General features: G+C 63.2%; 20 protein-coding genes. 14 read left to right on the top strand and 6 right to left on the bottom strand.

Annotation, left to right across the window (positions count from 1 at the left end):
* Window positions 1-16: 16 nt before the first annotated feature.
* On the bottom strand, window positions 17-1267 hold the full coding sequence (locus tag RQH14_RS08465; RefSeq protein WP_396136298.1) for an MFS transporter: 1251 nt from the start codon (window positions 1265-1267) through the stop codon (window positions 17-19).
* Between the two features lie 102 nt (window positions 1268-1369).
* Here RQH14_RS08465 and RQH14_RS08460 point away from each other — a divergent pair, with 102 nt between their 5' ends.
* Window positions 1370-2344, top strand: a complete 975-nt coding sequence (locus RQH14_RS08460) for a LysR substrate-binding domain-containing protein (RefSeq protein ID WP_311212847.1) — start codon at window positions 1370-1372, stop codon at window positions 2342-2344.
* Here RQH14_RS08460 and RQH14_RS08455 read toward each other — a convergent pair.
* On the bottom strand, window positions 2319-3374 hold the full coding sequence (locus RQH14_RS08455; protein WP_311212846.1) for a nitronate monooxygenase: 1056 nt from the start codon (window positions 3372-3374) through the stop codon (window positions 2319-2321). The two genes, RQH14_RS08460 and RQH14_RS08455, sit on opposite strands and share 26 nt — an antisense overlap.
* A 41-nt stretch (window positions 3375-3415) precedes the next feature.
* Between RQH14_RS08455 and RQH14_RS08450 the strand changes: the two genes are divergently transcribed.
* Window positions 3416-4351 (top strand): BadF/BadG/BcrA/BcrD ATPase family protein, encoded by a 936-nt coding sequence (locus RQH14_RS08450; RefSeq protein ID WP_311212845.1) that lies wholly within the window; start codon window positions 3416-3418, stop codon window positions 4349-4351.
* A gap of 62 nt (window positions 4352-4413) precedes the next feature.
* Here RQH14_RS08450 and RQH14_RS08445 read toward each other — a convergent pair whose 3' ends face one another.
* A complete protein-coding gene (locus RQH14_RS08445) occupies window positions 4414-5445 on the bottom strand; it encodes a pirin family protein (RefSeq protein WP_311212844.1) in 1032 nt (343 codons plus the stop codon).
* A 50-nt stretch (window positions 5446-5495) separates the two neighbouring features.
* Here RQH14_RS08445 and RQH14_RS08440 point away from each other — a divergent pair, with 50 nt between their 5' ends.
* The 9 genes from RQH14_RS08440 (at window position 5496) to RQH14_RS08400 (ending at window position 14961) form a co-directional block, all read left to right on the top strand.
* The gene (locus RQH14_RS08440) at window positions 5496-7292 is read left to right on the top strand and encodes a beta-galactosidase (RefSeq protein ID WP_311212843.1); all 1797 of its coding nucleotides are present in this window, start codon (window positions 5496-5498) and stop codon (window positions 7290-7292) included.
* A gap of 31 nt (window positions 7293-7323) precedes the next feature.
* Window positions 7324-7491 carry an NUDIX domain-containing protein gene (locus RQH14_RS23150; protein WP_396136297.1) on the top strand — a complete coding sequence of 56 codons (168 nt, stop codon included), beginning with the start codon at window positions 7324-7326 and terminating at the stop codon, window positions 7489-7491.
* A gap of 359 nt (window positions 7492-7850) precedes the next feature.
* Complete coding sequence (gene rsgA / locus RQH14_RS08430) at window positions 7851-9029, top strand: ribosome small subunit-dependent GTPase A (RefSeq protein WP_311212842.1); 1179 nt, start codon at window positions 7851-7853, stop codon at window positions 9027-9029.
* A 154-nt stretch (window positions 9030-9183) separates the two neighbouring features.
* Window positions 9184-10278, top strand: coding sequence for an ABC transporter ATP-binding protein (locus RQH14_RS08425; RefSeq protein ID WP_311212841.1), 1095 nt, complete (start codon window positions 9184-9186; stop codon window positions 10276-10278).
* Window positions 10278-11018, top strand: coding sequence for an ABC transporter permease (locus RQH14_RS08420; protein ID WP_311212840.1), 741 nt, complete (start codon window positions 10278-10280; stop codon window positions 11016-11018). The genes RQH14_RS08425 and RQH14_RS08420 overlap by 1 nt, the downstream gene beginning before the upstream one ends.
* Window positions 11015-11758 carry an ABC transporter permease gene (locus tag RQH14_RS08415; RefSeq protein WP_311212839.1) on the top strand — a complete coding sequence of 248 codons (744 nt, stop codon included), beginning with the start codon at window positions 11015-11017 and terminating at the stop codon, window positions 11756-11758. Before RQH14_RS08420 ends, RQH14_RS08415 begins: the two co-directional genes overlap by 4 nt.
* Window positions 11755-12711 carry an ABC transporter substrate-binding protein gene (locus RQH14_RS08410; RefSeq protein ID WP_311212838.1) on the top strand — a complete coding sequence of 319 codons (957 nt, stop codon included), beginning with the start codon at window positions 11755-11757 and terminating at the stop codon, window positions 12709-12711. Before RQH14_RS08415 ends, RQH14_RS08410 begins: the two co-directional genes overlap by 4 nt.
* A gap of 120 nt (window positions 12712-12831) precedes the next feature.
* The gene (locus RQH14_RS08405; protein ID WP_311212837.1) at window positions 12832-14052 is read left to right on the top strand and encodes a pyridoxal phosphate-dependent aminotransferase; all 1221 of its coding nucleotides are present in this window, start codon (window positions 12832-12834) and stop codon (window positions 14050-14052) included.
* Between the two features lie 54 nt (window positions 14053-14106).
* Window positions 14107-14961 carry a polyphosphate kinase 2 family protein gene (locus tag RQH14_RS08400; RefSeq protein WP_311212836.1) on the top strand — a complete coding sequence of 285 codons (855 nt, stop codon included), beginning with the start codon at window positions 14107-14109 and terminating at the stop codon, window positions 14959-14961.
* A 42-nt stretch (window positions 14962-15003) separates the two neighbouring features.
* Here RQH14_RS08400 and RQH14_RS08395 read toward each other — a convergent pair whose 3' ends face one another.
* Together RQH14_RS08395 and xseA are read right to left on the bottom strand one after the other, a co-directional pair.
* A complete protein-coding gene (locus RQH14_RS08395; RefSeq protein WP_311212835.1) occupies window positions 15004-15255 on the bottom strand; it encodes an exodeoxyribonuclease VII small subunit in 252 nt (83 codons plus the stop codon).
* Window positions 15256-15296: 41 nt separating this feature from the next.
* Window positions 15297-16574 (bottom strand): exodeoxyribonuclease VII large subunit, encoded by a 1278-nt coding sequence (gene xseA / locus RQH14_RS08390; RefSeq protein ID WP_311212834.1) that lies wholly within the window; start codon window positions 16572-16574, stop codon window positions 15297-15299.
* 179 nt (window positions 16575-16753) lie between these two features.
* Here xseA and RQH14_RS08385 point away from each other — a divergent pair, with 179 nt between their 5' ends.
* Complete coding sequence (locus RQH14_RS08385) at window positions 16754-17617, top strand: hypothetical protein (RefSeq protein WP_311212833.1); 864 nt, start codon at window positions 16754-16756, stop codon at window positions 17615-17617.
* Window positions 17618-17641: 24 nt separating this feature from the next.
* Window positions 17642-18727, top strand: coding sequence for a 4-hydroxy-3-methylbut-2-enyl diphosphate reductase (locus tag RQH14_RS08380; protein WP_311212832.1), 1086 nt, complete (start codon window positions 17642-17644; stop codon window positions 18725-18727).
* Between the two features lie 85 nt (window positions 18728-18812).
* Here the strand turns inward: RQH14_RS08380 and RQH14_RS08375 are convergent, their stop codons facing one another.
* The gene (locus tag RQH14_RS08375; protein ID WP_311212831.1) at window positions 18813-20042 is read right to left on the bottom strand and encodes a DNA recombination protein RmuC; all 1230 of its coding nucleotides are present in this window, start codon (window positions 20040-20042) and stop codon (window positions 18813-18815) included.
* Between the two features lie 111 nt (window positions 20043-20153).
* Here RQH14_RS08375 and ychF point away from each other — a divergent pair, with 111 nt between their 5' ends.
* Entirely contained in the window at window positions 20154-21239 is a 1086-nt protein-coding gene (gene ychF, locus RQH14_RS08370) for a redox-regulated ATPase YchF (protein ID WP_089597521.1), read from the top strand.
* The last annotated feature ends 14 nt before the right edge of the window (window positions 21240-21253 follow it).

The following is a 21253-nucleotide window of genomic DNA, read 5'->3' as shown; positions in this document are numbered from 1 at the left end:
GGCAGGCGGCCGGAAATCAGCGGGGTTGGCGTGGCGTGCGGTGCACCATCAAGGTGACTGCCGCCGTCGTGCATGAAAGGACGATGACGCTCAACGCCAAAGCCGGCCAGCCAAACGCCTGGAAGGCCAAACCGCCGGCCCAGCCGATCACGCTGGACCCCAGGTAGTAGGACAGGTTGTACAGGGATGCCGCCTGTGCCCTGCCCGTGGTGGCGATGGCCCCCGTCCAGCCTGAACCAACGCTGTGGGCGGCGAAGAAACCGCCTGTGAAAATCACGAGCCCGGCGAGGGTGGCTGCCAGGTTCTCCACCAAGGTCAGCGCCAGCCCCGCGGACATGATGGCAATTCCGGCCACCAGGACGTTGCGCCTGCCAAACCTCGTAGTCAGCCCTGCGGCCCACCGAGAGCTGACAGTGCCGGACAAATACGCGAGGAAGATCAGGCTAACCACAGTGGCTGGGAGCCCGAACGGCTCGGCGTGCAGTCGAAAGCCCAGGTAGTTGTAGACCGCTACGAAGCCGCCCATGAGCAGGAAGGCCTGCAGGTACAGCGACACCAGTTTGGGGTTGCTCGAGTGTCCTTTCAACGTCTTGAGCGCGCCCCGGAATCCCAGTGCCGGGGCTGGACTGAAACGCCGCTGCTTGGGCACGAGTACCAGGAACAAGACAGCGGACACGGTGGCCAGCAAGGAGACAGCCAGGGCCGCCGCGCGCCAGCCCCAGAGCTCGCCCACGGGGCCGGCTACCAGGCGTCCGGCCAAGCCGCCCAACGTGGTCCCTGCTACATACGTCCCGGCCGCCAAGGCCGTATGGACCTTGGTCACTTCCTCGTTAAGGTACGCGATGGCTATGGCGGGGATTCCGCCCAAAGCCATGCCCTCCAACGTGCGCAGTGCCAGCAACATGGGCACAGTGGGTGCCAAAGGAACCAGCAACCCCAGCAGTGTTGCCACGGCGATGCCGATGGCCATGGCACGCACGCGGCCGATCCTGTCCGCCACGAACGACCACGGCAGGACGGTCATGGCGAGGCCTACGGTGGCGAGGGAAATGCTGAGTGCGGCCTCGGCAGCAGTGATCTTGAGGTCGTTGGCCATGAGGGGCAGGACAGCCTGCGTCGAGTACAGCTGGGCAAAGGTGGCTACCCCTGCAAGAGCCAGTGCTGCGAGAATCCGGCTGTAACCGCGGGAACCCTTGGCATGGCCGTCCCACGTTTCTGCGCTGCCGGTGGCGATGGTGTTGGTCACCCGGCAAGAGTAGGGCGCCATTGACTCAGCTTTCCAATGCATGGGTTGCCTACAATTGATGCATCAGAGCATGAATCTGCAAGCGGCGCCTTGACGGTGGGCTGCTGCCGAAGGGAGACCACCATGGAGCCGGACCACCACCAGCTCATTCAGTTACTTCCGCTCCTGCCTGTCCTTGCTGAACTTGGCCGCACGGAACACATGACCGAAACCGCGGAGATCCTTGGCGTCCCACAGTCGACGGTGAGCCGTGCGGTGGCGAGGGCCAGTGCGATCGTAGGGGCGGACCTGCTGATCCGCGACGGCCGAGGCATCCGGCTCACCCCGGAGGCCAGAACACTGCTGCCCTACATCGAAGCAGCGCTGGAGAATTTCCAGGCAGGGCTTGACAGGGTCAGGCATGAGTCGGACGTGGTGAGGGGCCGCATCGGCGTGTCTTTCCAACACACGTTCGGAGAGGCGACGCTTCCGCTGCTCATCAGCGCGTTTCGCGGGCTCCACCCCCATGCGGTCTTCGAACTCTGGCAAGGTCCCCGCGATGATTGCCTGCAGCAGTTGGCCAGCGGAGAGATGGACTTTGCGCTGACCGCACCCATTGCGCCCGAAGGCAAAGGCATCCGGTCCCTTCCCCTCTACCGGGAGCCACTCAGGGTGGTCCTGCACTACCGGCACCCCCTGGCCGTGCGGGCCAGTGTGCACCTTTCAGAATTGCGCCATGACCCCTACATCACGCTTCCAGCCGGGGTTGGCCTGCGGGCACTGGGCGAAGCACTCCTGCGTGAGGCCGGCTTCCGCCCGCGGATCGCTTTTGAAGTCCAGGAATCCGCCTCGGCCCGCGGGCTGGTGTCGGCAGGCCTGGGCTTCAGCATCCTTCCGCCCGCGGGTCCCGGGTCAGGAACAGGCCAGTTCCTTCCCAAAGCCGAACTTGGACTGGTTGAGGTGGCCATCGAATCAGACCTGGCGTTCCGGCAGATCGGCCTCGCCTGGCGGGAGAGAAGCTTCGAACCGGATGCTGTGCGGCTCTTCCGTGAACTGGTGGTCGCCGAGGGCGGGGAACTGCTGGCCGAACTTGTCAGAGCCCGTTCAGGTACTCCCTGACCACGTCGGTGGCAGTTCCTTGCCGCGCACGCTGCCAGCCGGTCCCCGCCCAGAGGTTCAGTCGCTGCGGATCGCCGGCCGCGGACGAGGCCGCCCTTACCGGTGCGGTGAGGTGGTGGATGGCAGGGTAGCCCTCGGGTGCGTCCTGATGGTCACGGACGAAGTCGTTGACCAACGAGCGTGCCGAACGCCCGGTAAAGGCCCGGGTCATGGCGGTTTGCGTGAACGCAGGGTCACCCAAAGCATCCTTGTGCGGCTGCCGGGCGCCGCTTTCGTTGGTCCGAACCAGGGCGGTCCCGATTTGGGCCGCTGACGCCCCGGCCGCCAGCACCTCACGTAGTCCCCGGCTGTCCATGACGGCCCCTGCCGCGATCAGGGGAAGTCCGACGGCGGCACGCACCTGGGCGACCAGTTCCACCGTCGTCCGGGCCGGGGTTCCGGCTCCCGGGGTTTCCGCTGCTGCCGGGGAGCCCGGCAGGAAGGCCGCCGTGTGCCCACCCGCAGAAGTGTGCTGGACGGCGAGGGCGTCCGGACCCTCTTCAGCGGCAGCCAAGGCCTCAGCGACGCTGGTCACGCTGGAAATAACGGTCGTTCCAGCCTTCTGCAGCGCGGTCACCACCTGTTTGCCCGGAAGGCCGAAAGCGAAGCTGACGAACTCTACCGGGTCCGCGAGGAGGGCGTCGATCTTGTCCTGCCAGGCGTCGTCGTCATCAAGGCGCAAGGGAGGCAGGGTCACGCCGTACCGGGCGGCCTCAGGCTCCAACTCTGTCCGGTAGGCCTCAAGCCGTGCCACTGCCTCCGGACCGGGAGGGAGCTGGCGTGGGTCGGGTACAAAAACGTTCATGCCGAACGGAATGCCGAGGGACCTGGCCGCTGCGATCTCGGCGCTCATGGACTCAGGGCTCTTGTAGCCGGCAGCGAGGAAACCCAGGCCACCACCCTCATGAACGGCCCGAACCAACGCCGGCGTTGACGTTCCGCCCGCCATGGGAGCAGCAATAAACGGTGTGTTGAACAGGGGATGTGGCATGGACAGTTTCTCCTCCGGACGCTCCAAGCTAGTCTTTCACGGTGAACAACCTTGACTCTGCCCAGCATTCCCCTGCCCCTTCTGAGGCCTTGAGTGGAACGGTCATTGGGCTCGATATCGGCGGCACCAAGACCCGTGGCGTGCGGTTCCAGAATGGCGCGCCCGTCCGTGATGAAAGCGCCGGAAGTTCCAACGTGCAGAACGTCAGCAGGGAACAGGCAGCAGCCAACCTCGCCGAACTGTTCGGCAAAATCGGCGGCGGCGAAATTGACGAAGTCTACGCAGGAGCCGGCGGGATCGATACTGCAGAAGATGCGCAGGCGCTCGCCGACCTGATCGCTCCTCATGCGCCCGGGGCCCGCATCACCGTGGTTCATGATTCCCGCCTGTTGTTGGCAGCCGGCGGCGCGAGTGCGGGCGTTGCGGTCATTGCCGGTACCGGCTCAGCTGCGTGGGGAAAGAACGACGCCGGGGAAGAGGCCCGGGCGGGTGGATGGGGCTACCTCCTGGGCGACGAAGGAAGCGGCTATTGGCTGGGGCGTGAAGCCGTTCGCCACAGTCTGAGGCGAATGAACCAAGGTCTGGAGCCGGATGCGCTCAGCCGTGCCCTGCTGGACTCGTGCGGAGTGGATGAACCCGGAAAGCTGATTGCCATGTTCCACTCACCGGACACCGGCCGCCGCTATTGGGCACAGCAGGCGAGGCTGGTTGTTGAAGCCGCCGACGCCGGAGACGACATCAGCAAAGCCATGGTGGAACAGGCTGGCAAGGACCTCGCTGACCTGGCCCGGCAAGCCGTTCGCCAGCTGGGAATGGATGGTCCGGTAATTCTCGGAAGCGGTCTTGGCATGAACGTCCCGTTGCTGCAGGAAGCGTTCAAGGCCAAGCTGGCTGAGGACGGGATTGTGGACGTCCGCATACTTCAGCAGGACCCTGTGTTCGGCGTGCCGCGGTTGGTGGCCGAGCAGCGCCGATAGTGGGAGTTTGTACAGCTGATGCCCCTAAAGAGCGGGTACGAGGGCATCAGCTGTACAAAACCTTAGCCCCGGGTTCTCGGGCGCAGCTTGACTCCAGGGAGCGGGGGAGCGGGTATGCGGCCTGCTTCCGGCCCTGCGTCGGGCCCGTGGCCTTGGACGAAGCCGAAGCGTGAGGCGGCGGCAGCAGCGTCGTCGAGCAATCCCTCCGCCTCCCATTCCTCGCGGGCCTGTTCTACTTCTTCGTGGGTCCGCCCCACGAAGTTCCACCACATGAGCAGGTCTTCGCCGAACGGCTCGCCGCCCAGGAGCATGAAACGGGTGTCCGGCTCTGCTTCTACAGCCAGGCTGGTCCGGCCGGCACCGAGATAGGCCAGTGGTCCGGCCTCAATGTCCTGACCGTCAATCACCACGTGACCGTCCAGGACCAACACGGCGTGCTCGAAGTCCGGTCGCAAGGGGAGATCCAGGGACCCCGTGCCCGTGATGTCAACTCCGACAATCGGGCTGAACATGGTGGCGGGGGAGCGTTGACCGGCAAATTCGCCCACCATGACGGTGGCGGTAAAGCCGTGGCCAACAGCAACCGGCAGGTCCCGGACCTGTTCGAACGACGGCGCGCGGTGGCGATGCTCTTCGGGCAGCGCAACCCAAAGCTGCAAACCGCGGGAGATGGGGATTTCCTCCACCAGCGGGCTCGAGCCGGTCGCCGTGGTGGCGGGCAGGACGGAGAACTCGGAGTGCGAGATTCCGTGGCCCGCTGTCATGATGTTCAACTCACCGGGCCGGACCACCACATCGCTGCCAACGCTGTCGCGGTGCCGGACGGCGCCTTCGAGGGGCCACGTGACCGTTTGCAGCCCACTGTGCGGGTGGGGGAGGACGCTCATGGCCACCCTGTCGGGGCCGAAACTATCCAGGAAGCACCAGGCGCCCACGGTGGGCAGCCCGCGTTGGGGCAGCGTCCGTAAGACGTTCATGGCGCGGACGCCACCCAAGGGCACCTCACGTTCGGGCCATAGCTGAACGCAAGGCCCTTGACCTTCGTGGGCTGCCGGGCAGACCTCTTGCGCCGGGGAAGTATCAAGATTGGTCATGTGTTCATCACCTGTGCATAAATGTTGGAAATTGAGCTAATCTGTTCCGTGTGAACAACGCCCTCTTGAGCTACCACGACGCCGTCCTTTACCGTTCGGGTGAACCGTATCGTATCCTCGCCGGAGCCATCCACTACTTCCGGGTCCACCCGGACCTGTGGCAGGACCGCCTGCGTCGTCTCAAGGCAATGGGGGCCAATACTGTTGACACTTATGTCGCCTGGAACTTCCACCAGCCTCAGCGGGATCAAGAACCGGACTTCAGCGGCTGGCGGGACCTGGGACGGTTCATTGACCTCGCAGCGGAAGAAGGCCTCGATGTCATTGTCCGGCCGGGGCCCTATATCTGTGCCGAATGGGACAACGGCGGCTTTCCCGCGTGGCTGACCGGAATTCCCGGCATCGGCCTGCGATGCATGGATCCGGTGTTCACTGCGGCGATCGAGGAATGGTTTGACCACCTCCTGCCGATCATCGCATCGCGCCAGGCCTCGGCCGGCGGGCCGGTGGTGGCCGTGCAGATCGAGAATGAATACGGCAGCTACGGCGACGATCACGAGTACATCCGGTGGAACCGGCGGGTCCTGGAGGAGCGTGGCATCACTGAACTGCTTTTCACGGCCGACGGCGGCAACGACTACTTCCTCGACGGCGGGTCGATCGCAGGGACATGGGCCACCGCAACGCTGGGAAGCCGGGGCGACGAAGCCATAGCCACCTGGCAACGACGACGGCACGGAGAGCCGTTCTTCAACGTTGAGTTTTGGGGCGGCTGGTTCGACCACTGGGGTGAACTCCACCACCGCCGTGACGCCGATGATGCCGCCATGGAAGCACGCAAGATGCTTGACCTTGGCGGTTCACTCTGCGCCTACATGGCTCACGGCGGGACCAACTTCGGCCTCACTTCCGGCAGCAACCACGATGGCACCATGCTCCAGCCCACGGTCACCAGTTACGACTCCGACGCACCCATCGCGGAGAACGGCGCACTGACGTCCAAGTTCCACGCCTTCCGCAAAGAGTTCTTCCGTGCCCAGGGCATTGAAGATCTGCCCGAAGTCCCCGTGGAGTTGCTGGCTGACGCTCCCGTGTTACCGGCCCAATCACTGCCGCTGTCCGGCGGCCCCGAATTGTTGGGGCTTGTTCGAAATTCAGGAGTGGCCGTCAGCAGCGTCAAGCCACTCACTTTTGAACAACTGGGCCTCGACGCCGGCTTGGTCCTGTACAGCGCGGAAGCCATCCTGCCGGGACAACCAGGGCTGCCCACCGAAAGCCGGCTGAAGATCACCGGCCTTCACGACCGCGCCTATGTATGGGTGGAGGGCGACTTCGCCGGTGTACTGGATGATGTCACGGCTGCGGAAGGACTGGTTGTTACCGGCACAGGAGTTTCCGTCAGGATTGAAATTCTGGTGGAGAACCTGGGACGCATCAACTACGGGCCGCTGACGGGCCAGGGCAAGGGCATTCTGGGCGGCGTCCTCATCAACCAGCGCTATACGTTCCACTGGACGCAGACGCCAGTGGCGCTGACCGACTGGAAGCAGGAACAACTCGAAGGCCTGGCCGGAGCTGACTTCGAGATTGGCGAGCCGGCCGACACCTACATCGCGTTGCCGGATTCCGGGAAGGGCTTCGTCTGGCTCAACGGCTTCCTTCTGGGCAGGTACTGGGAGAAGGGGCCGCAAGTGACCCTCTACGCGCCCGCTCCGTTGCTTAAGTCCGGCAAGAACAGCATCAAGGTGCTGGAACTCGGGAAGCCGGGGACCGTCGTCGAACTTCGCGAGTCGCCCGATCTGGGACCTGTCGAAGCGGGGCCCATCGCGGCGGCCGAACTTCCTTAATGGAGCTGGTCCAGGGAATTATGCTGGCTCCATGACCCTGCAGTTCGATACCCGCCCAGCCGCATACGCCGTCATTGTCCGGGACGGGAAGATCCTGCTGGCCTACTGGAAGCAGGACGGCAAGGAAGGGTGGACGCTGCCAGGGGGAGGCCTGGACCTTGCCGAACACCCCGTGGACGGCTGCATGCGGGAGAACTGACCCACGAGGTGGATGGAAGCACCACCCATGCTGCATGGATTCCCCTGGAAGACGTCCACAAACTCAACCGGGTGTCATTGGTTGATACAGCGCTGCGCCTGCACCGGGAGCGCCCGGCAGACGGGAAACCCAGCTAAGAACGGACCGCCAAGGGCTAGCCAAAGCTCCGCTCCTTGGCTACTCTAAACAACGTTGCCGGCTTTACAGTTGCCGGCCTTGATGCCGAGGAGGTGGATTTGATGATTGCAGCGACCTTGCGCGCCCCGCTCTCAGTTGCGGCGCGCCGTCATCAGCCCATCATTCCTGTCCCGGCATCAGCCTGCCAGAGCTAGGCGGCCGGGCCTCACCAGAGGCTTCCCTTGAATTCCTTCGCTTCTTCAAGCAACCCTTCCAATAGTTCCACCCTGCAACTCCGTGGCCCCGTGGAGTACGGCTTCACCGAGGCAACTGCTGAACTCTTCCACGCCAACTCCTTGCCCCACGCCCAGGAAACTGTCCGCCCGGGCAGGGTGGTCCGCCTTGACCGGAACCGTGTACTGGTGGCTTCGGCCGACGGGCTGCTCCATCTGCCCTACCCCTCCCATTCTTCACACGGGATGGTGCCGGCTACCGGAGACTGGGTATGGCTTGGGCACAACAACGCGGGCGAGCCCGCCGTCGTCGAGGTTTTGCCTCGTCGTTCCGCGCTCAGCCGCAAGCGCGCCTTTGAGGCCTCCTCCGAGGAGCAGATCCTGGGCAGCAACATCGATATCGTCGCCGTGGTGGTGCCCGTGGACCGGCCGCTGACCCACAACCGTCTTGAGCGGACCTTGGTTGCCGCCTGGGACTCCGGTGCCACGCCGCTGGTGGTCATCACCAAAGCGGATCTGGCCGACCTGGCCGACGACGTCGTGGGGGAGGTCATCCTTCAGGCCGCGGGCGTGGAGGTGGTGACCACCTCAGCGGAACACGGAGACGGACTCGACGAACTCATGCAGCACATCCCGTCCGGCTCCACACTTGTCCTCTTGGGACCCTCCGGTGCGGGGAAATCAACGCTCATCAACGCGCTCGCGGGACGTCAGGTGCAACAGACGGGCGAGGTCCGGGCCGGTGACGGCAAAGGCAAGCACACCACTACGTCGCGGGAACTGGTGCCCCTGGCCGGCGGCGCTGTACTGATGGACACCCCGGGAGTCCGCGGGTTCGGCCTGTTTGACGCCGATGACGGCATGGAGGAAATGTTCGGCGATCTGGAAGAACTTTTCACCCGATGCCGCTTCGCCGACTGCGCACACCAGGCCGAGCCGGGATGTGCGGTCCAGGAGGCGCTCGCAGAAGAAGCACTCGATCCCCGGCGGTGGGCAAGCTACCTGAAATTGCAACGTGAGCTGGCTGCCTTGGCCAGGAAACATGACGCCGCAGCCCGTCGCGCCTACCAGCGTGAGTGGCACCAGAAGGTGGTGTCGGCCGAAAGGGGCCAACGCGCGGCTGAACGGTACAGACACGACCAAGCCGAGGAGCGGGCCGGGAAAGGCAGCAAACGACGGAAGCGCTGAACATTGCCGATTCATTACGGAAAACGTGGCGGCGCTGACATCGCCCGCGGTGCTGGCTAGTCTGGGTGAAGATTGCTTTGCAGCCAAGTAATAAGAGTGCATATGATCGTGTGGCTCTACCGATGTTCTCGACCACAGATAGGTAAGCCCGGGTATGGCCGAAGCCATGATTGAGTTCCAAAGCGTGACTAAGCAATACCAGGGCGGGCGGCCGGCGGTGGACGCCCTCAGCATGTCCATCGACAAAGGCTCCATCACGGTGTTCGTTGGGCCTTCGGGCTGCGGCAAGACCACATCCCTGCGCATGATCAACCGGATGGTGGAACCCACCAGCGGGACCATCACGGTGGCGGGCAAGGACGTTTCGCAGGTTCCTGCGCCCGAGCTCCGCCGATCCATGGGCTATGTCATGCAGTCATCGGGCCTCCTGCCGCACCGCTCCGTCCTGGACAACATCGCCACCGTTCCGCGCCTCAACGGTGTTTCCAAGGCGGATGCGCGGAAACGCGCGGTGGAACTCCTGGACGTCGTGGGATTGGCTTCGGTCCTCGGCAAGCGGTACCCGTCGCAACTCTCAGGTGGTCAGCAGCAGCGCGTCGGGGTGGCCCGGGCGCTCGCTGCTGATCCGCCCGTCCTGCTGATGGACGAACCCTTCAGCGCGGTGGATCCGGTGGTCCGTGACGAACTGCAGCAAGAACTCCTGCGCCTCCAGCGGGAACTGGCCAAGACCATTGTTTTCGTCACTCACGACATCGACGAAGCAACGGTTCTTGGCGACAAAGTTGCGGTCTTCGCCGTTGGAGGCAAACTTGCCCAGTATGCCGCGCCGGAAGAAATCCTGAGGGCACCGGCCAACGACTTCGTGGCCTCCTTCGTAGGACGCGACCGCGGGTTCAGGCACCTGGCTTTCAACGCAGCGGACGCCGTGACCGTGCACCCAGTCACCATGGTCAGTCCTTCCGACGGTCATCACGCGGGCCGGGCATCGGGGGAGTGGGCCTTGGTGGTCGACGCCGACTCCCGCCCGTTGGGATGGTCCTCGCCGCGCGATGGTGCAGGTTTGATCCCGGGCGGGTCGCTGTTCCGTAAGGGAGACACCCTGCGCCGCGCCCTGGACGCGGCGTTGTCGTCGCCGTCGGGTCTTGGCGTGGCAGTAGACGACGACGGCCGCGTGGCCGGAGTCTTGAAGGCGCCGGAAGTCCTGGCACTCATCGAAGAAGTCCGCCACCACAGGGAGGACGCCACCTGATGGAGTGGTTCCTCAACAACAGTGGCATGGTCCTGGGATTGGCGGGCCAGCATATGGTGCTCGCCATCATTCCCATGATCCTGGGCCTGCTGATTTCCATCCCGCTGGCCCAGTTGGCCAGGCGCAACAGCACGCTCAGGTCGATAGTGACCACCGCTACCTCGTTGCTGTACACCATTCCGTCGCTGGCACTTTTCATTATTCTCCCCACCATCCTGGGCACCAGGATCCTGGATCCGCTGAACGTCGTGGTGGCGTTGACCATCTATGCGGTGGCGCTGCTGGTCCGCGCAGCCATTGATGCGTTCGATTCCGTGGACGACGACCTCCGCAATGCGGCGGTTGCCATGGGGTTCAAGCCCCTGGCCCGTTTCTTCCAGGTTGACCTGCCCTTGTCCTTGCCGGTGTTGTTCGCAGGCCTGCGCGTGGTGTCGGTCAGCAACATCTCTTTGGTCAGCGTCGCCGCTCTTCTTGGGGTGGGAAACCTCGGAGTCCTGTTTACTGACGGCCTGCAGCGTACGTTCATCACTGTTGTGGTGGTGGGCATCATCGCCATTCTGATTCTGGCTTTGCTGATGGATGCTGTCCTGGTGGTTCTTGAGCGGCTTCTGACTCCATGGACGCGTGCTGCAGGCGGCAAGACCTCGCGGCAGGACGGAACTGCGCTCCTCACCGAACCCAAGTCCGGGCCAGCCGCTCCACACGCTGCTCTTCGGCCTGATCCGGGGGCCTCCGCATGAATATCTTTGCAGAGACCATCGCCTGGCTGACGAGCCCCAAAAACTGGACCGGAAGCGGTGGAATCCCCACCCGCTTGCTGGAACACCTCCAATACAGTGGACTCGTTCTCCTGATCGCTGCGGCCATCGCCGTCCCCATTGGTCTTTACATCGGGCACACCGGCCGTGGCCGGGTGGTTGCAGTCGCCGTGGCCGGCGCATTGCGTGCCCTCCCCACGCTCGGTTTGCTGGTCCTGTTCGCTTTGCTCGCGGGCAGCGGTTTGATGCCGCCCGTCTGGGCTCTGGTCATTCTTACGGTTCCGCCATTGCTGGCCGGCACGTACGCCGGGATCTCCAGCGTTGATTCCACCGTGGTAGATGCTGCCCGTGCCATGGGCATGACCGAACTTCAGATCCTCTTCCGGGTGGAAGTGCCCAACGGATTGCAGGTGATGTTTGGTGGCATCCGCACCGCGGTCCTGCAGGTCATCGCCACCGTGTCGGTGGTGGCTTACCTGCCTCTGGGCGGGCTGGGACGCTACCTGTTTGACGGCCTCGTCCTGCAGGACTTCCCCCGGATGCTGGGTGGTTCCCTGCTCATTGCCGGGCTCGCCATCGCCGTCGACCTGATCCTGGCCGGGGTACAGCGGCTCGTTATCTCACCAGGCCTGACCCTCGACTCAAGCGGCCGCCAGAAGGCGTCCGACGATCTCACAGCCACAGCTCCCGCCGGGGCTGCCGTTCAAGGAGGTACACCATGAAGAACCCCGTCCCCATGACCCTTACACGCCGTGGTCTCGGCGGCCTCGCAGCCGGACTGGGTGTGGCCCTCGCGTTGAGCGCGTGTGGCGGAAGCCCCTTGGCCACGCCATCCACCTCGGCACCCAGCGGATCCTCTGCCGGCGGCTCGCTGGTGGTTGGTTCGGCCGACTTCCCCGAGAGCCAGGTCATTGCCGAGATCTACGTTGGCGCCCTCAACGCCGCGGGTCTGACCGCAACCTCCAAGCCGAACATCGGTTCGCGTGAAATCTACTTCAAGGCAGTCCAGGACGGCTCCATCGACCTCGTCCCGGACTACTCCGGCAACCTCCTGTCCTACGTGGACACCGAGGCCAAGGAAGTTTCAGCGGAGGACGTCTTCAAAGCGCTCCCGGGCAAGCTTCCGGATGGCCTCGCAGTCCTGGAACCGGCAAAGGCCGAGTCCAAGGACGCAATGGTGGTCACCAAAGCCACGGCGGAAAAGTACCAGCTCAAATCCATCGAGGACCTGGCCAAGGTCTGCAAGGACTTCACCATGGCAGCTCCGGCCACGTTCGAGACGCGTGCCTACGGCTTCCCGGGCCTGAAAGCCAACTACAACTGCGAGCTCAAGGGCCTCCAGCCCTTCAGCGACGGCGGCGGCAACCTGACCCTCCAGGCCCTGCTGGAGGACAAGGTGCAGGTAGCCGACATCTACACCACCACGCCGTCCATCGCAGATAACGACCTCGTGGTCCTGGAAGACCCGAAGAACAACTTCAAGGCCCAGCAGGTGCTCCCGCTGGTCAAGGAGGCCAAGATGACGGACAAGGCCAAGGAAGCGCTTAACAACGTCTCCAAGATCCTGACCACGGATGACCTCATCAACCTGAACCGCGCGGTCAGCGGCGACCAGAAGCAGGCGCCCAAGGACGCAGCAGCCGCCTGGCTGAAGGACAAGGGCATCGTCAAGTAACGCCTGATCAAAGCCGCGTACGACGGCGGTGACGGACCCGCGCGGGACCGTCACCGCCGTCGTCGTTTCTGTGAGTTAAGTCTCAGCTGAAGTCCATGACCTGTGTGGCATATTTGAGGGATGGCGAAATTCAAGCAGTCCACCAAGCTTCATAATGTCCTTTACGACATCCGTGGACCGATTCTTCAGGCCGCCCAGCAGATGGAGGCAGAGGGTCACAGGATCCTCAAACTGAACATCGGAAACCCGGCTCCCTTCGGTTTTGAAGCGCCCGACGCCATTTTGGTGGACATGATCCGCCACCTTCCCAACGCCCAGGGTTACAGCGATTCGCGCGGGATCTTCTCGGCCAGGACCGCTGTATCGCAGTACTACCAGACCCGCGGCATCCAGAACATCCACGTCGATGACATCTACCTTGGCAACGGTGTCAGCGAACTCATCACCATGTCACTCATGGCCCTTCTTGAAGACGGCGACGAGGTCCTGATTCCCACGCCCGACTACCCGTTGTGGACTGCTTCAGTTGCTCTGGCAGGTGGCCGTCCCGTGCATTACCTCTGTGATGAGGACTCCGGCTGGCAGCCTGACCTTGAGGACATTGAAGCGAAGATCACGCCCCGGACCAAGGGCATTGTGGTGATCAACCCCAACAATCCCACCGGCGCGGTGTACCCGGAAGAGACGCTCAAGAAGATTGTCGCTCTCGCCGAGAAACACGGACTGGTGCTCTTTGCCGATGAAATTTACGAGAAAATCCTTTACGAGGACGCTGTCCACATCAACCTCGCCGGGCTCACCGGTGACGACGTCCTGTGCCTGACGTTCAGCGGCCTGTCCAAGGCTTACCGCGTCTGTGGTTACCGGGCTGGTTGGATGGCTATCTCGGGGCCCAAGAAGGACGCCGCCGACTACCTTGAGGGCATCAACCTCCTGGCCAACATGCGTTTGTGCGCCAACGTTCCCGCGCAGCATGCCATCCAAACGGCACTCGGTGGCTACCAAAGCATCAACGATCTCATTCTGCCCGGCGGCAGGCTTTTGGAGCAGCGCAACACAGCCTACGACCTCTTGAATGCCATTCCCGGAGTCAGCACCCAACAGGCCAGGGGAGCGCTGTATCTGTTCCCCAAGCTGGACCCTGAGGTTTATCACATCCGGGACGACGAAAAGTTTGTCCTCGATTTGTTGAAGGAACAGAAAATCCTGGTTTCCCATGGCCGGGCCTTCAACTGGGTGCGCCCGGATCACTTCCGCATGGTCACCCTGCCCAACGTCAAAGACATTGAAGAGGCCATTGGCCGCATGGCGGACTTCCTGTCGAGGTACCCGGGCAACTAGCCTGAGGTCCATGGCCGTTCCACGAGGGCACGGCCCTGCGGAAAGGCACACCCGATGGCTGTTGCAGTTGAATTCGCCAAGAGTCCTGCTGAGGTATTGAGGGTCGGATCCGGGTTCACGCTGGCCAGCGTGGACCCGGACTCCACCCCCGGGTATTCCGGCGCGAAAGCTGACGGCAAGGCGTTGCTGGAAGCCCAGGACGCACGGCTGGCAGAACTGCAGGAGAAGCTCTTCGCCCAAGGCCGGTTTGGCAGTCCCAAGAGGCTCCTGTTGATCCTGCAGGCAATGGATACTGCCGGCAAGGGCGGCATTGTCAGCCATGTGGTGGGCGCCATGGACCCCCAGGGTGTTCAACTGCATGCCTTCAAGGCCCCCACGGATGAGGAAAAGTCGCACGACTTCCTCTGGCGGATCGAGAAAGAAGCTCCCGGTGCCGGCATGGTGGGGGTTTTTGACCGCTCACACTACGAGGACGTCCTGATCCATCGCGTGCATGGTTGGGCGGACGCTTCGGAGCTGGAACGCCGTTACGAGGCCATCAACGACTTTGAAGCCAGCCTCGCAGACCAAGGCACCACCATCGTCAAAGTCATGCTCAATATCAGCAAGGACGAGCAGAAGGAACGGCTGATCGCCCGCTTGGACGATCCCCGCAAGCACTGGAAGTACAGCAGCGGGGACCTTGCCGAACGTGCGTTCTGGGACGACTACATGGACGCTTACGGTGTTGCGTTCGAGAAGACATCAACGGACATTGCGCCATGGCACGTCGTTCCGGCCAACAAGAAGTGGTACGCGCGCATCGCCGTGCAGCAGCTTCTGTTGGATGCACTTGAACGCCTCCAGTTGGACTGGCCCAAGGCCGAATTCGACGTCGCCGCGGAGCGCGCTCTGGTGGTGGCTTCCTAGGAACCCATGCGGCGCTGCTCCGTCTGCGGTGCTGCTTTGGCGTTACTGGGTGGCAGCACCGGCGTCGTTGCTTGCATCCCGGGCTGTGGCCAGGCGTTTGCGGGCGCCCTCCAGCCAGTCCTCGCAGCGTTTCGCCAGGGCTTCGCCCCGTTCCCAGAGGGCCAGGGATTCTTCCAGGCTGGCACCCCCAGCCTCCAAGCGGCTAACGACGCCCATGAGTTGCTCGCGGGCTTCCTCGTAACTCAAGGAGTCCAGGGATTCCGGTGAAGATGCGGATGAGTTGTTCTCGGTCATGATGTCCTTTGTGTTCGGTAATGACGATGGTGACCGATTCATCAACGGGCCACGATGTGTCCTTGGCCTGTGGAAATTGCCCTGAAGCGACCTTCGGCTACCCGAATGGCCAGTGCGGTTCCGTCGGGGGCTTCCTCGGGACTGCTCACCACTGTGTGCCCGGCCTGGTCCTCGCCAACAATCTGGACTACGGCATAGCCACGGTCCAGTGTCTTTTGTGGAGACAGGGCCCTGACCTGTGCGCGTAAGTGATGGACCTGGTCCAAGGCCCGGACAACGGCCGTGTTGACTGCCGAATGGGAGCGCCGTTGCAGGCGGTGGATGTCATCCGCCCGGGCGTCCACCATGGAAGCCGGCGCCGCCAGGACCGGCCGTGACCTCAACGCATGGAGGCGGTCCGTCTCCCGGTCCACCGTCCTTCCGATGCTTCGGCGGAGCTGGTCTCTGGCCTGGCGGACCATGGCCAGTTCCTCGGCAACGTCCGGAACTATCCGTTTGGCGGCATCGGTGGGCGTTGACGCGCGAAGGTCCGCCACGTCGTCAAGGATGGGTCGGTCGGCTTCGTGCCCGATCGCACTGACAACCGGAGTGGTGGCGGCAGAAACTGCCCGGATGAGGTCCTCGTTGCTGAACGGGAGGAGGTCTTCCAACGCGCCACCGCCGCGTGCCATGACAATGACGTCTACTTGAGGATCGGCGTCGAGCTTCTTTAACGCTGCGATGATCTGCGAGACGGCGGTGTTGCCTTGGACAGCAACTTCGCGGACGTCGAACTCAACCGCCGGCCAGCGCAGCGCCGCATTGCGCAGGACGTCCTTTTTAGCATCCGAGTCCCGGCCGGTGATGAGGCCGATGCGGTGGGGGAGCAGAGGCAACTTGCGTTTCCGGGAGTCAGCGAACAGGCCTTCGGCCGCCAACGCCTGCCGAAGCCTCTCGATCCTGGCCAGCAAGTCGCCCAAGCCCACAGGCCGGATGTCCTTGACGGACATGTTCAGCCGCCCTGTTTTGACCCAGAAATCCGGTTTGACCAAGGCAACCACGCGGGATCCGCGTTCGAGCGGGATCTTCTGGCGGTCAAGCACTGTGGACCACACCGATGCGGGCAGGGAAATTTCGGCGTCAACATCACGCAGGGTCAGGAATGCATTGCCACCCCTGCGGTTCAGCTCAATGACCTGCCCCTCAATCCACGCCGCGGGTGCCCGCTCGATGTGGGCTTTGAGCTTGCGGGACAAAAGTTGCAGCGGCCAGGGGTTATCCGGGCTTGTTTCGGCCGCTGTCCCGGGCAAAGTAGATTCCGGCGTCGCTTCAGCGGACATGGGCGGTCCATACCTGTTCCGGTCTCCGTGTCTGTTGCTGCATGATGTGTCCTCGCTCCGGGGTGCGGCTTTGGTTGCCGGCCGCTTTCCAACTCTATCCATAGCATCCCAGCCGGCCCGGACATTTTTCCTATCATGTGGACAGACCTAGGATGGTGGCACAGCCGACGACCCTGAGGATGACCTTGCGTACTTTCGTTTCAGCACTGGGAGTGATCCTCGCCGTTCTGTTGGCAGGCGTCGCTGTCCCCGCGGCCTGGGTGGACCAGAACATCGTTAAGGAAGAGGGCTTCGTCCGGATCGCGGGATCGTTGGGAAGCGATCCAGAATTCCAGAGCCGCCTGGCTGCGGCCGCAGTGGGCACCTTTGAGTCCTCCGTGGACCTGCCGGGCCCCATCCAATCCCTGGCGGCCGACGCGCTCCGGAACGCGGCCACGGGAATGCAGTCCTGGAGTGACTACCCGCAAGCCTGGGAGGAAACCGTACGGAACAGCCACAGGCTGAACTTCGGGACGGTCACGCAGGCTGAAGAATCCGCGGCGTCCACAGCACTGGTCCTGGATATTGGGCCCCTTGTGCGGCTGATCCGCGATCATTTTGCCGAGGCTACGCGGATCAGGCTCGATGTCCCCACGGAGAGCCTTGTCTCCCTGGGAGAGCCGTCCCACCGGCAACTGGTGGAACGCGTGGCAGCCTTTGCGCCGTTGTGGTGGATCGCCGCTGCCGGTGCGCTCGTGTCTGCACTGCTGGCACTGGCGGCCGCACGACGCCGGTCATTGGCTGTGGTTTTCCTCGGCCTTGGGGGGTTGGCTCTCGCAGCCCTCTGGACGGCGGGGGCAGACCTCGCTGGTGGAATGGTCGGAAGTCTTGCCAGCGCCAACGGCGTGGCAGAACTGTTCAAGGACGAGTTCCTCACCACGGCCCGCAACGGTTTTGGCCAGTGGGTCTGGATCGCAGCCGTGGTGTCCGGGGCGGTCCTGGTGGTGGGCGTCATAGCGGCAGTGGTCTCAGGGCGACGAGGGTCACGTTCGGCCCGAAGCTAAAGGCCGGGCCGGTAGCATGGAGGCATGACCAGCACAGCAGTTTCCATTCCTATGCCCACGGTGCCGCGCAGACGGCGATCTCCGGAAGAGGTACAGGCAGCGGCACCCGTCACGGGTCCCAAGAAGGTTCTGCTGGCGGCGCCGCGCGGCTATTGCGCCGGAGTGGACAGGGCAGTCATTGCTGTAGAAAAAGCCCTTGAGCACTATGGGCCTCCGGTCTACGTCCGTAAACAGATCGTCCACAACGTCCATGTGGTCAGCTCCCTGGAGGAACAAGGAGCCATCTTCGTCGAGGAAACAGACGAGGTCCCTGAGGGTGCCTTGGTTATTTTCTCCGCCCACGGTGTATCTCCGGCTGTGGTCCAGTCCGCTGAAGACCGCGGCCTCCGTACCATCGACGCCACCTGCCCGCTGGTCACCAAAGTTCACAAGGAAGCTGTGCGCTTCGCCAAGGATGACTACGACATCCTCCTGATCGGCCACGAAGGCCACGAGGAAGTCGAAGGAACCGCCGGTGAAGCACCGGATCACATCCAGATCATCAACGGCCCGCACGAGGTAGACAAGGTCACCGTGCGCGACCCCGAGAAGACGATCTGGCTCTCCCAAACGACACTAAGCGTGGACGAAACCATGGAGACGGTCCGTCTCCTCAAGGACCGGTTCCCGACCCTCCAAGATCCGCCCAGCGACGACATTTGCTACGCCACCACCAACCGCCAAGTGGCCATCAAGAAGATTGCTCCCCAGGCTGACCTCGTCATCGTGGTGGGCTCAGCCAATTCGTCGAACTCCGTGCGCCTGGTTGAGGTTGCCCTGGAGTACGGCGCCAAGAGCTCATACCGCGTGGACTTCGCCAACGAAGTGGACGAATCCTGGTTCGAGGGCGTCGCAACGGTCGGTGTGACCTCGGGTGCCTCTGTACCGGAGGTACTCGTCAAGGACGTCCTGCGGCTGCTGGCTGATTATGGCTACGGCGAAGTGCAGGAAATCGTGACGGCAGAGGAAGACCTTCTCTTCTCACTTCCCAAGGAGTTGCGGGCCACATTGAAGAAAGCCGGCGACGTCACGCGTGCGCTCGGCGGCCGCGGAAACCGGACCACGTCCTAACGCGCTTCGCTCCACAACAGGAACTCAAAAAACTGGCCCGCAGCCATCGCCTCCCCAAGGGAAGGCGATGCTGCGGGCCTGTTCGTTATGCCGCAGACTCTTCGGACTCTTCAACCAGAAGCTCAGGGGCTGCCAAAGCACGGGGGACTGCCTCAACGGACATCGGCGCGGCAAGGCCGGCATCGTCCATGGTGTTGAGCTTGCGTGCGGTCGGCAGGACCCGGGCTTCCAGAGTGCCCACCATCGCGTTGTACCGGTCCACGGACGTCTTCAGGGAGCTACCCAGCTTGCCAACATTCTCCCCGAGTGTGCCCATACGCTCGTAGAGCTGCTTGGCGAGCTCGAACAGTTCATGGGCGCTGTCCGTGAGGACATCCTGGCGCCACGTGAAGGCCACCGATTTGAGGACCGCCAGCAAGGTTCCGGGAGACGCCAACACCACGTTCCGGGACAGGGCATATTCCAACAGCGCGGGATCTGCCTCGAGGGCTGACGCCAGGATGGACTCAGCAGGAAGGAAACAGATCACCAGCTCGGGGGAGTTTCCGGGAATGTCCCAGTACTTTTTGCCCGCCAAAGCATCGATGTGGGCCTTCAACGCTTTCGCGTGTTGGGCCAGCAACGTCTTGGAATCATGGTTGTTGGCGGGTGCTACGGACTCCCCAAAAGCGCCGTCTCCGTGCAGTTGTTCCTGCGCGGCGAGGTAGGAGGCGAGCGGGACCTTGGCATCCACCACCAGTTGCTTGCCACCCGGCAATTGGACTACGAGGTCCGGGCGAAGCGTGGTCTCGGTCCGGCCCGAATGCACCTGCTCATGGAAGTCCACGTGCCTCAGCATCCCGGAGGCCTCCACCACCCTGCGGAGCTGCACCTCGCCCCACTGGCCACGCGCACTGTTGGAGCGCAGGGCCGACGCCAAGGCGTGCGTTGATCTCAGGAGCTGCTCGTCGGACAACCGGGCATCCTGCAGCTGCTGGGCAAGTTGGCCGTATTGCTCCACCCGGTCCCGTTCCAACAGCGACACTTGCTGCTGAACGGCCGTCAGCTTCTCAGCGACCGGAGCGAGGGCACGAAGAACACTGCCGTCCGAGTTCCTGGACGCGGTCAACTCGCGGTTCTGTGTGAACAAAAGTCGCCGCTCGGCGTCGGCTGCTGCCAGCTGCGCCGTCACCTCCGAGAGGCGCGCCGATACGGCGTCGAAGTCTTCTTCCAAGCCCGCGCCCCGGCGCCGAAAGACAACATAGCCCGCCGCCAGGCCCACGGCGGCGCCGATCAACAGCATGAGCAGGGCCAAAACCAATCCAAATCCATCCATGAGGCAACCCTGTCACAGGGGTACGACAGTTTTAGTGAGGCCACCGCGGTGGGCGCACTTCGTGGGCAGCAACACGCAGGGACAACGTTCCAACGGGTAGAATCAATGCTCGTGGCTCTTACTATTGGCATCGTCGGACTGCCCAACGTCGGCAAATCAACTCTTTTCAACGCACTGACCCGCAACCAGGTGCTCGCAGCGAACTATCCGTTCGCAACGATCGAACCCAACGTCGGAGTCGTGAACCTTCCGGATCCCCGGCTGGCGAAGCTGGCGGAAATCTTCGGTTCCCAGAAGCTGCTGCCCGCTCCGGTGTCCTTCGTGGACATCGCCGGCATCGTGAAGGGTGCATCCGAGGGCGAAGGTTTGGGCAACAAGTTCCTTGCGAACATCCGCGAGGCAGAGGCCATCGCGCAGGTTGTCCGCGTATTTGATGATCCCGACGTCATCCACGTCGACGGCAAAGTTGATCCGGGCTCCGACATGGAGACCATCAACACCGAGCTGATTCTGGCAGATCTCCAGACCATCGAGAACGCCATTCCGCGCATCGAAAAAGAAGTCAAGATCAAGAAGCGCGAAGCTGCCGAGCTCGCAGCCATCAAGGCGGCCCAGGCTGTGCTGGAACGCGGCGACACCATCTTCTCCTCGATCAAGAGCGACAAGCTGGAGATGGGGCACCTCAAGGAGCTGGGCCTTCTTACCGCCAAGCCCTTCATCTACGTCTTCAACGCGGATGAAGGCATCCTTGGCGATCCGGCCAAGCAGGATGAGCTTCGTGCCCTGGTTGCCCCTGCTGATGCAATTTTCCTTGACGCCAAGCTGGAATCAGACCTCGTGGAACTGGACGAGGAAGAAGCCCGCGAGATGTTGGAAATGAATGGCCAGAGCGAATCCGGCCTGGACCAGTTGGCCCGGGTCGGCTTCCACACTCTTGGCCTGCAGACCTACCTGACGGCCGGTCCCAAGGAAACCCGGGCCTGGACCATTCGCCAGGGTGACACCGCGCCCCAGGCAGCCGGCGTGATCCACTCCGACTTCCAGCGTGGCTTTATCAAGGCCGAGGTTGTCTCCTTCGATGACCTGATCGACGCCGGTTCCATGGCGGAGGCAAAGTCCCGCGGCAAGGTCCGGATCGAAGGCAAAGAGTACGTGATGGCCGACGGCGACGTGGTGGAGTTCCGCTTCAACGTGTAGGTCGCTGTGCACGC

Source organism: Arthrobacter sp. WCS2018Hpa-7, from assembly GCF_031843805.1.
Taxonomy (GTDB): domain Bacteria; phylum Actinomycetota; class Actinomycetes; order Actinomycetales; family Micrococcaceae; genus Arthrobacter.
Note: the sequence above shows the minus strand (reverse complement) of the source record. Positions and strands in the feature narration are given on the sequence as shown.